Source organism: Bradyrhizobium sp. 1(2017) (assembly GCF_011602485.2).
Classification (GTDB): Bacteria; Pseudomonadota; Alphaproteobacteria; order Rhizobiales; family Xanthobacteraceae; genus Bradyrhizobium.
This window is the reverse complement of the sequence record NZ_CP050022.2, coordinates 658395-669390: the sequence shown is the minus strand read 5'-3', so window position 1 is coordinate 669390 and position 10996 is coordinate 658395. Positions and strand designations below refer to the sequence as shown.

Genomic DNA, 10996 nt, shown 5'->3' with positions numbered 1-10996 from the left:
TTCCACCTTAGCATTCCACTCTAGCATTCCTTGGGATCGACGAGCCCGCTGCTGCGCGCGACGATCTCGTAGTTCCCGCCCTTGGCGACCGCCGTGTACATCTTCATCTTGCAGTGCCGCTTGCCCGGCACCATCTCGGCAGGTCCTCCGGGACCTTCGGCGATCTTGGCGTGGTCGAGCGCAGCGGCGACGGACTCACGGTCGATCTTGCCGGCCTCCTTGACGGCGGCCTCCCACAGCTTGAGGCCGCGATAAGTGCCGGTGGCGGCGCTGCCGGCGGCGAACAGGAAGTTGCCCGGGAAATCCTTCTCGTAGGCCGCCTGGATTTTCGCGTCGAAGGGATTTTCCTTGGTCAGAACCTTGAAATAGTCGAGGCAGCTCGCGAGCCCCTCGATCTCGGCGGCCTGATTGATGTTGAGCGTGTTCTCGTCATAGTAGACGCAAGCCAGACGCCCGCCGCTCTTGAGGAAGCCCGCTTCATAGAGCTGCTTGAAGAACGGGCCGACGCCGGGCGGAATGACGGTGTTGAAGACGACATCGACCTTGTTGGAGACGATGCGGTTGACGGTCGCGGAGAAGTCGACCTGGTCGAGCGGATAGTATTCCTCGAACACCACCTCGCCGCCATTCGCCTCGATCACCTTGCGGGCATAGACATTGAGCGTGTGCGGCCAGACATAGTTGGCGCTGGGCAGCGCGAACTTCTTGCCGCCGTTCTTGATCAGCCAGGGGATGAACTCGTCGCACTGCTGTGCCGGGGTCGGGCCGGTGCAGAACAGGTAGGGCGTGCACTCCTTGCCCTCGTAGAGCTGCGGATAGATGTAGAGCGTCTTGCCGCGCGCCACGATCGGGTCCTTGATCGCGTTGCGCATCGAGGACGTGATGCCGCCCAGCACCATGTCGACCTTGTCGCGCTGGATCAGCTTGCGCACGTTGCCGACGGCGACGGATTCGTTCGAGGCGGTGTCCTCGATGTAGAGCTCGAGCGGACGGCCGAGCAGGCCGCCCGCGGCGTTGATCTCCTTGATCACCATCTTGGCGACGTTGGCGTCGGCATTTCCGGCATAGGCAATCGGGCCGGTGAGGTCGGTGGCGATGCCGACCTTGATCGGGCCTTCGGCCGCATTGGCCCAGGGCGCCGGAATCACCCAGCTGCCGACGCCGGTTGCGACCGCACCGGAGGCGAAGGCGAAATTGGAGAGGAAACGGCGCCGCGACAACTGCGTGCGATCGAACATGGACTATACCCCTTTTCCAGCGATGAGGCCCTGCGGGCGGAATTTGATGAAGACAATGGCAAGGACGAAGACGAGCACGTCGGCGACGACGGGGGCCATCACCCAGGGCAGCGCCGCGCTGAGCGTGCCGATGACGCCGGCGCCGGCGACCGGGCCGATGAAAGAGCCGACACCGCCGACCATGACCGCGACGAAGCCCTGGATCAGGAAGCGCAGGCCGAGATCGGCGTAGAGGCTGAACACCGGCACGATCAGCGCTCCGGCCAGACCGGCGAGTGCGGAGCCGAATGCGAAGGTGGCGCCGTACATCAGGGGCGTTGAAATGCCCGAGGCGCGCGCCAGCGACGGATTCTCCAGCGTGGCGCGCATGCGCAGACCAAAGCTCGTGCGCGACAGCAGGAGATAGCAGCCACCCATCACCAGCAGCGTGATGACGATGATGGTGAAGCGCCACGCCGAGATGTGGATGGTCCCGATGTCGATCGAGCCGCCGATCGGCTCGGGTACCGTGAGATAGAAGCCGCCGATCAGGCCGCGCACGGCCTCGCGTATGATGAGTCCGAGCGCATAGGTGCCGAGCATGGCAACGATCGGCGCGGCGTAGAAGCGGCGGATGATCAGTGCCTCCAGCACGAAGCCGAGTGCGCCGACCACGAAAGGCGCCGCAGCCATGCCCGCCCAGATCGGCAGTCCCTTGGCATAGGCGAGATAGGTGATGTAGGCCCCGAGCAGGACGAACTCGCCCTGCGCGAAGTTGAATATGCCCATCATGCTGGCGATGATGCCGAGCCCCAGCACGATCAGGACGATGATCGCGCCGAAGCTCAGGATCTCGAACGCCGCGACGAACGCGTTAGCCATGCGTTGCGCTTCCGGCCTGCATCAACAACCTCTCACATCTTCTTCCAGTCGCCGATCTGCTCAAAGGCATGTGCGGCGCGATAGATGGTGGATTCCTCGAACATGCGGCCGACGAGCATCAGGCCGACGGGCAGCCCATCGACCATGCCGCAGGGCAGCGACATCGCGGGATGGTGGGTGATGTCGAACGGCGCGGTGTTGGAGATCATCTCGAGCGCGCGGGCAACGTATTCCTCGCGGCTGGCATTGGGCTCCGGCAGCTTGGTCGCCTTCATCGGCGTGGTCGGCATCAGCAGCAGATCGTAGTCGCCGAACGCCTTGTCGTAGGCCGCGGTCAGCCGGCGGGAAATGTTGAGCGCCTTGCCGTAGAAGCGCGGACCGAAATTGTTGTTGATGTAGGTGCCGAGCATCATGAACAATTTCGTGGTCTCCGACAGCGAATCGGCCTGCCGGCGCCAGCCGCGATGGAAATCCATCAGCGAGGTCGAATAGAGGTCACCGCGGCTGAGGCCGTAGCCGTCGCCGAACATCATGGTCTGGGTCAGGCCCTCGGTGCCGATCGGGGTCCAGATCGCGCCGCCCAGCAGGTGCATCGGGATCGACACCGTCTCGACGCTGGCACCGAGATCCTTGAAGCGCTTTGCCGCCTCGCGCACGCTTTCATTCACCGCGGCCTCCGCGGTCGGCTGCTCGAAGCCTTCCTTGACGATGCCGATCTTCATCCCCTTGACGCCCTGGCCGAGCGCCTTGGTGTATTCCTCGACCTTCGGCGCCTTGATACGCGGATCGTAGCCGTCGTCGCCGGCGAGCACTTCCAGCAGCAGCGCGTTGTCGGCGACCGTCGCGGTCATCGGGCCGGTATGGTCGACATAGATCTCGATCGGCATGATGCCGGTATAGGGCACGAGGCCCCAGGTCGGCTTCATACCGTAGATTCCGCAGAACGAGGACGGCATGCGGATCGAGCCGCCCTGATCGCCGCCGATCGCCATGTCGACCTCGCCGAGCGCGACCACGACGCCCGAGCCCGACGACGAGCCGCCGGCCGAGTAGCCCATCTTGTGCGGATTATGAACCGGCCCATAGGAGCCGGTGTGACTGCCGCCGGACAGGCAGAAATGCTCGCAATGCACCTTGCCGGTGATTTCGGCGCCGGCATCCAGCATGCGCGTGACGATGGTGGCGTCGAAATCGGGCACATAACCTTCCAGCGTCGACGAGCCGTTGGTCATGGGCACGCCGGCCAGCATGATGTTGTCCTTCAGCGCGACGGTTTTGCCCTTGAGCTTGCCGCTGGCGGCGCCCTTCACCGTCGACTTGCGATACCAGGCGTTGCGCGGGTTCTCTTCGGCCGAGGGCCGATAGCCCGGCGTGCGCGGATATTTCACCTCCGGTAGCTCGTCCGGCATCGCGGCAACGAGATTGTAGGCCTCGATCGATCCCTGCATCAGGCCGCGGAACGAGGCGACGTCGTCATCGGTGAGCGAAAGGCCGCATTGCTCGGCGACACTGCGAAGCTGGGCTGGCGTGGGAAGGACAACTGTCACGGCGCTCTCCTGAAGTTTTCTTGGATCAGTCCTTGGGCGTGCGGCCGCGTTTCGCGCGAGGAGCGCGCGTCGCCCGGCCGAAACATTCAAAGCGGAAATATTTTCCTTTTCAAGTATTATTTTGAAGCGGTGCCTGCACCGATTGCCGCGCCAGGGTCAGACCGGCTTGATCAGCCTGAAGTCGAGACCATCGGCCTCGACGAGGTACATCGGCATCCGGGCGTGACCGTTGCGAACGACGACCGGGCCGCGGGCGCCGCCATAAACGATGTTGCGGCCCGCCGCGAGCATCGGCGCGACCGACAATGAGCCGGCCTTGTTCACGACAGCTTCGAGGAAGCGCAGGCCTTCATAGCTGGACTGGCCAACCGAGCCGATCGGCGGAGCGTTCGGCCCGAACATCGCGCGATAGCGGATCTGGAAATCGTCGTTGGCGCGCGAGCCAATCCAGGAGAAATAGCCGGACGCGCAGTACATGTTCTCGCTGTTGTCGGCGCCGATGCCGAGCAGCACGGTCTCGTCCATGGCCCCGGCAAGCCGCAGCGTCGTGGCGCCGAGACCGCATTCGCCGAAGGCACGGTTGAAGGTGATGCTGTCGGTGCCGATCAGCGAGATCAGCACCACATCCGGCCTCGCGGCGCGGATGCGCGCCAGATGCGGCTCGTGATTGTCCTCGCCGAGCGGAACGAACTCCTCGCCGACGACGTGGCCGCCGGTCTCCTTGATGTAGTTCTTCACGGCGCGGTGCGACTGCCAGGGCCAGACGTAATCGCTGCCGATCAGATACCAGCGCTGCGCCTTCTTGACGTCGGCGAGCCAGTGGATCGACGGCCGGCTCTGCCAGCGCGGCGTCTCGCCGATCGCCATCACGCCGGGCGTGCGCTCGCCACCCTCGTAGACGGGCGTGTAGATGTAGGGAATGCGATGACGCGTCGTGACGTCGCGGAGGCCAACGCGAACCGCGCTGGTGTGCAGGCCCACGATGAGATCGAGCTCGTCGAACGCGATGGCCTGCTCGGCGCGGGGCAAGACCTCATCCAGCGGCCCGCCGGCGTCGTAAATGGAAAGCTCAAGCTCGCGCCCGAGGATGCCGCCGCGCTTGTTGATCTCGGCGACGGCGAGCTTGGCACTGTTGGTTGCACAGGGGCCCCAGACGCCTGGCGAGCCGGTGCAGCAGATGAAGCAGCCGATCCGAAGCTTGTTCGTGCCGCGCCGCCTGAAGACGGCGCTATCCCTGGACGACAAGACGCCATCAGCCGCCGATGACGGCAGATTCCTGAACAGCATGGACGGCGGCAACGCCGGGCCGCCGTGAGCCGGGAAGTTCACCGTCGCGTGCACGCCAACTCCTGTCTGACACCAGACTTGAAAGCACATTGATCAGGCGGGCGCGGCTTCCGCCCTTTTGTTGGGCAATGATCCTATTTTGAAAATATTGAATGTTCAACAATTGAAGTGCATATAGATGCAGCATCGATTGCAAGACATTCACTCATTTGGGTCAAGACGAAGTCTTAGCCGTGGCAAAACCCTCGAAAGCAAACACCCCGATCACCGAACACCTGGCCTACCTGCTCGCGCAAGCCAACCGCGAGATCAACCGGCAGCTCGAGCTGAGGTTGAGCAAGGAGGGCGTGCCGGTCGAGCAATGGCGCATCCTGAAGGTGCTGTCGGATGGCAACGGCCATTCGATGGGCGAGCTTGCGGACGCCGTGCTGCTCAACCATCCGACGCTGACCAAGATGATCGACCGCATGGTCTCCGACACGCTGGTCTACCGCGTGCAGGATCCCAATGACCGCCGCAAGGTGCTGATGTTCATCTCCGACCGCGGCAAGGTGCTGAGCAGGAAGCTCAACTCGCTCGCGGTGGACCAGGAGGAGCACATCCTGGAGAGCTATGGCGACAAACCGACCAGCGAGCTCAAGCGGCTCTTGGAGAGCTTGATCGACAGTTCGAATTAGGCTTCGTGAATTGGAGCGTGGCGCTTATCGAAGCGGACACGCTCGTCTGCCGTTCAATGCATGGCGAGGAAAACTCTCGGAATGCCCTCGCGCAGGTCACGCCAGCTTTGGCGTCGTCCACCAATGGCTCGCTCTGGCCGATAGATGCTGTACGAAGCAACGGCTTCTTCAACCTACCTCGCCATGCAGCGTTGATTGCATCATCGCCAGCACGCGAGGCGATAGCGTTGGCCGTTCCATGTCGTCCAGCCCACGGACTTGCTGCTGACCGGTTTGGGCAAATACCATCTATTGCCATCGGCATGGTTGAAATACAGGCCGCCCTGCGTTCCGCTGCGTGGATTTGTCAACTTCACCCATCGCGAGCCATTATCTGAGAAGCTGCCCGACCAGCGTGCTCCCGAGCTGCTGGTGCAAGTGCTGCCGTCGCAGCTTGTCTGAGTGTCATCAACGGCGGCCCATTTCATCCGGGCCGGCCGGCCGTCGATGTTGCACGACCACGTTCCGCCCCACCATCCGGCCACCTGGCTCGCAGGGGCAGAACCGCAGGCGTAGAAACTGAAGGCAAGAACACAAAAGGCGGTTGGAAGCGCACGTTTAGACATTGTCCTGGCTCCATTTTGGAGGGCCGCGTGTTTGCATCTCAATCAGAACACGAATTGAGCTTTGTCGCGGTGATCCAGATCACAAGGAGCAGCAAAAGATTGGATGGTCGACCCGGCGGGTTTTCCGAGACACGATCCCGCGCTTTGACCGAAGGCCCAGCTGCGAGCCGTGCTGGTCTTCACGGCATGGAAGTGGCGAAGGCTGTTGACGGTATATTCCTCGCCGAAGCCAGTTCGCTCAATCCCGGCTGCTCTCAATGCCGCATTTTAGCCGATCGATGAGCGTGACGATCCTTGATCCATCGGCGATGACGAACGGCAGTCCACCGAGCGCCGCTGCACTGGACTGTTAAATGTTTATTTAATCTGTTGGCTGCGACCGACCTGAGGATCGCGTCCCGCGCGCCCGACTTTCCCTCGCACGACGAGGCGGAAGTTCTTGCGGTCTTTTTCGTCTCTGAAGGAGTAAACGTTGCCACCCTCACGATCGCGAGCGCCGTCGATTCGTGGTGCCCCTGAACTTCGGCAAGCACCACACGAGACGATATGCTTTCAAGTGTTAGACGCTTTCAAGTGTTAGACAAAGACGACGGGGTTTTGGACAGTCGAATTAGCTAACTCGTTGGAAGCGCTGGCTAAGCGTACCGCCCGTGGCAGTGCTTGTACTTCTTGCCCGAGCCGCACGGGCAGTCCTCGTTGCGGCCGATCTTGCCCCAGCTGGCCGGGTTCTTGGGATCGCGCAACGCTGCATCAGTGGCCTGGGCGCCGAGCGAGACCTTGGCGATGGCCATTTCGTCCTCGCCGGTATTCGGGTCGAACTTGTGCGCTTCCATCGCCGGCAGAACAGGAGCCTCCTGCTCCGGCGGGACTATCTCGACGCGCATCAGCTGCGCCGTGACGGCCTCGCGTAAGTGAGCGCTCATCTCCTGGAAGAGATTGAAGGCCTCGGTCTTGTACTCCTGCAGCGGATCGCGCTGGCCGTAACCGCGCAGGCCGATGACCTGGCGCAGATGGTCGAGCATGATCAGGTGCTCGCGCCAGAGATGGTCGAGGGTCTGGAGCAGGATGGTCTTCTCGACGTAACGCATCACGTCGGGGCCCCATTGCGCCACCTTGGCCGCCATGTGCTCGTCGGCCTTGGTCTCGATGCGCGACAGCAGCTCCTCGTCGGCGATGCCTTCTTCCTTGGCCCACTCGTCGACCGGCAGGTCGAGATCGAGCACGCGCTTCAATTCGTCCTTCAGCCCGGCGACGTCCCACTGCTCGGCATAGGCATGCTCGGGCACGTGCTTGGCGACGAGATCGTCGATGAAGGCGTGGCGCATGTCGGTGACGGTCTCGGCGACGCTCTCGTCCTTCATCAGGTCGACGCGCTGGTCGAAGATCACCTTGCGCTGGTCGTTCTGGACGTTGTCGAACTTCAAGAGGTTCTTGCGGATGTCGAAGTTGCGCGCCTCGACCTTCTGCTGTGCCTTCTCGAGCGCCTTGTTGATCCAGGGATGGATGATGGCCTCGCCCTCTTGCAGGCCGAGACGCTGGAGCATGCTGTCGAGACGGTCCGAGCCGAAGATGCGCATCAAATCGTCTTCGAGCGACAGGAAGAATTTCGAGCGGCCGGGGTCGCCCTGACGGCCGGACCGGCCGCGCAGCTGGTTGTCGATGCGGCGGGATTCATGCCGCTCGGAGCCGATGATGTAGAGTCCGCCGGGCTTCTTCACGGTCTTGGCGGGCTTGGAGCCCTTCGCCGGCTCGACCTCGACGGTCTCCTCGGCCTTCAGCACGATGTCGCGGAAATGGGCGATGTCGGCCTTGATCTGCTCGATCCTCTTGGCCTTCTCGGCCTCGTCCTCGATGCCTGCGGTCTCCTGCTGGATGCGCATCTCCAGCGAGCCGCCGAGCTTGATGTCGGTGCCGCGGCCGGCCATGTTGGTCGCGATCGTGATCGCGCCGGGGACGCCGGCTTCGGCGACGATATAGGCTTCCTGCTCGTGGAAGCGTGCGTTCAGCACCGCGAACAGTTTTGCCGGCTTGCCGGCGCGGGCGGCGGCGTACAGCTTCTGCATCGAATTCTCGTTGCCGAAATCGATCTGCCGATAGCCGTGCTTCTTGAGATATTCGGCGATCACTTCCGATTTTTCGATCGAGGCCGTGCCGACCAGCACCGGCTGCAGCCGCGCATTGGCGCGCTCGATCTCGGCGAGGATCGCGGCGTACTTCTCGTTCTGGGTGCGGTAGACCTCATCGTCCTCGTCCAGACGGGCGACCGACAGATTGGTCGGGATTTCCACGACCTCGAGCTTGTAGATGTCGAACAGTTCGTCCGCTTCCGTCAGCGCCGTGCCGGTCATGCCGGCGAGCTTTTCGTACATGCGGAAATAGTTCTGGAAGGTGATCGAGGCCAGCGTCTGGTTCTCGGGCTGGACCTGAACGTGCTCCTTGGCCTCCAGCGCCTGGTGCAGGCCTTCGGAATAGCGCCGGCCGGCCATCATGCGGCCGGTGAACTCGTCGATGATGACGACCTCGTTGTCGCGGACGATGTAGTCCTTGTCGCGCGTAAACAGCGTGTGGGCGCGCAGCGCCTGATTGATGTGGTGCACGACCGAGACGTTCTCGACGTCGTAGAGCGACTCGCCCTTGAGCTGGCCGGCATCGCGGAGCAGGGTCTCGATCTTCTCCATGCCGCCTTCGGTCAGCGTCACCGTGCGCTGCTTCTCGTCGACCTCGTAGTCGGTCTTGTCGAGCTTGGGCAGGAAGCCGTCGATGGTGTTGTAGAAGTCGGAGCGGTCGTCGAGCGGGCCGGAGATGATCAGCGGCGTGCGCGCTTCGTCGATCAGGATGGAGTCGACTTCGTCGACGATGGCATAGAAGTGCGGCCGCTGGACCATGTCCTCGAGCCGGTACTTCATGTTGTCGCGCAGATAGTCGAAGCCGTATTCGTTGTTGGTGCCATAGGTGATGTCGCAGGCATAGGCCGCCTTGCGCTCTGCGTCGTCGAGGCCATGCACGATCACGCCGGTGGTCAGGCCGAGGAAACTGTAGATCTGGCCCATCCAGCCGGAGTCGCGGCGGGCGAGGTAGTCGTTGACGGTGACGACGTGGACGCCCTTGCCGGCGAGCGCATTGAGGTAGACCGCCAGCGTTGCCACCAGCGTCTTGCCTTCGCCGGTCTTCATCTCGGCGATGTCGCCCTCGTGCAGCACAATGCCGCCGATCAGCTGGACGTCGAAATGGCGCTGGCCGAGCGTGCGCTTGGCGGCCTCTCGCACCGTGGCAAAGGCGGGCACCAGGAGGTCGTCGAGCGTCTTGCCCTCGGCGAGCTGCTCCTTGAATTCCGCCGTGCGGGCCTTGAGCGCCTCGTCGGAGAGCTTCGAGACCTCTGCCTCCAGCGCGTTGATCGCGTTGACGCGGGACTGATATCCCTTCACCCGCCGGTCGTTGGCGGAGCCGAAAAACTTGCGGGCGAGCGCGCCGATCATGCCTAATTCCTGTGTTCGCGATTTAACCGCGTTGCAGCCAAGAAGTTGTCACCCGCCTGCTTATTCAACTCACCGTGACGCCGATGGCGCCCTCGGCCCGCGGGGGTCGTCCGCCATATGGGTGGGAATTGAGCAAGTCTGGGTTCAACGGCCAAAAACGCAGCAAAATAAACGCCATCGCCATGGACGCGACCGGGCAGAGATATGGCCGGCCCCTAGCCTTGTCAACGGCGGCCGCATTGCGGCTAATTCATCATTTTGACAGACTTTTCGCGTTGCCAAGCCCCCTTGATTGGGCGAGTGTCCGCCCGCTTGAGCAGCCCCCGGCTTCAACATAAGGATTTTCCATGACCACCTCGTTCCCGGTAACCACCGGCCAGCGTTTCCGCCATGCGTCCGCCCTGGCTGGCTGCCTCGCCTTGGCGCTGTCCCTGGCGTTCGCCGGGCCGCTGCGGGCCGCCGACGATCCGGTGCTGGCGAAGGTCAATGGCGCGGAAATCAAGAAAAGCGACGTCACCATGGCCGAGGAGGAGCTCGGACCGAGCCTCGCCCAGATGGACCCGGCGACCAAGGACGAGAACGTCCTGTCGTTCCTGATCGACATGAAGATCGTCGGCAAGGCCGCCGAGGACAAGAAGATCGCCGACAGCGAGGAGTTCAAGAAGCGCCTGGCGTTCGCCCGCAATCGCCTCCTGATGGACAGCCTGCTCGCGAACGAGGGCAAGGCCGCCACCACCCCCGACGCCATGAAGAAGGTCTATGAGGAGGCCTCCAAGCAGATCACCGGCGAGCAGGAGGTGCGCGCCCGCCACATCCTGGTCGAGACCGAGGACGAGGCCAAGGCGGTGAAGGCCGAGCTCGACAAGGGTGCCGATTTCGCCGAACTCGCCAAGAAGAAGTCCAAGGATCCGGGCTCGGCCGACGGCGGCGACCTCGGCTTCTTCACCAAGGAACAGATGGTGCCGGAATTCTCGGCCGTGGCCTTCTCGCTGGAGCCGGGCAAGATCTCCGATCCCGTGAAGTCGCAGTTCGGCTGGCACATCATCAAGGTCGAGGAAAAGCGCAACCGCAAGGCGCCGGACTTCGAGCAGGTCAAGGCCCAGATCGAGCAATACGTGACCCGCAAGGCCCAGGCCGACTACGTCGCCAAGCTGCGCGCCGAGGCCAAGGTCGAGCGGCTGGACCAGCCGGCGGCGGACGCCAAGCCGGCCGACGCGGCCAAGCCTTCCGACAGCAAGATGGCGCCGCCGGCGAAGAAGTAAGAATTCGCTGTCACTTCACGGACGCCAATAGTATCTAACGTCG

General features: G+C 63.0%; 9 protein-coding genes. 3 read left to right on the top strand and 6 right to left on the bottom strand.

Annotation, left to right across the window (positions count from 1 at the left end):
• Window positions 1-20: 20 nt before the first annotated feature.
• The 4 genes from HAP40_RS03115 to HAP40_RS03100 form a co-directional block, all read right to left on the bottom strand.
• Entirely contained in the window at window positions 21-1238 is a 1218-nt protein-coding gene (locus tag HAP40_RS03115; RefSeq protein ID WP_166819158.1) for a substrate-binding protein, read from the bottom strand.
• Between the two features lie 3 nt (window positions 1239-1241).
• Complete coding sequence (locus tag HAP40_RS03110; RefSeq protein WP_166819159.1) at window positions 1242-2099, bottom strand: branched-chain amino acid ABC transporter permease; 858 nt, start codon at window positions 2097-2099, stop codon at window positions 1242-1244.
• Window positions 2100-2131: 32 nt separating this feature from the next.
• Window positions 2132-3646, bottom strand: a complete 1515-nt coding sequence (locus tag HAP40_RS03105) for an amidase (RefSeq protein ID WP_166819160.1) — start codon at window positions 3644-3646, stop codon at window positions 2132-2134.
• 156 nt (window positions 3647-3802) lie between these two features.
• Entirely contained in the window at window positions 3803-4987 is a 1185-nt protein-coding gene (locus HAP40_RS03100) for a substrate-binding domain-containing protein (protein ID WP_166819161.1), read from the bottom strand.
• 179 nt (window positions 4988-5166) lie between these two features.
• Between HAP40_RS03100 and HAP40_RS03095 the strand changes: the two genes are divergently transcribed.
• On the top strand, window positions 5167-5610 hold the full coding sequence (locus HAP40_RS03095; protein ID WP_166819162.1) for a MarR family winged helix-turn-helix transcriptional regulator: 444 nt from the start codon (window positions 5167-5169) through the stop codon (window positions 5608-5610).
• Window positions 5611-5810: 200 nt separating this feature from the next.
• Here HAP40_RS03095 and HAP40_RS03090 read toward each other — a convergent pair whose 3' ends face one another.
• On the bottom strand, window positions 5811-6215 hold the full coding sequence (locus tag HAP40_RS03090; protein ID WP_166819163.1) for a DUF6006 family protein: 405 nt from the start codon (window positions 6213-6215) through the stop codon (window positions 5811-5813).
• A 27-nt stretch (window positions 6216-6242) separates the two neighbouring features.
• On the opposite strand from HAP40_RS03090, the gene HAP40_RS03085 reads away from it, so the two are divergent.
• Entirely contained in the window at window positions 6243-6497 is a 255-nt protein-coding gene (locus HAP40_RS03085; protein WP_166819164.1) for a hypothetical protein, read from the top strand.
• A 353-nt stretch (window positions 6498-6850) separates the two neighbouring features.
• Here the strand turns inward: HAP40_RS03085 and secA are convergent, their stop codons facing one another.
• Window positions 6851-9691: a preprotein translocase subunit SecA gene (secA, locus tag HAP40_RS03080; RefSeq protein WP_166819165.1), complete on the bottom strand. Its 2841-nt coding sequence runs from the start codon at window positions 9689-9691 to the stop codon at window positions 6851-6853.
• A 347-nt stretch (window positions 9692-10038) separates the two neighbouring features.
• On the opposite strand from secA, the gene HAP40_RS03075 reads away from it, so the two are divergent.
• Window positions 10039-10953, top strand: coding sequence for a peptidylprolyl isomerase (locus HAP40_RS03075; protein WP_166819166.1), 915 nt, complete (start codon window positions 10039-10041; stop codon window positions 10951-10953).
• Window positions 10954-10996 lie beyond the last annotated feature (43 nt).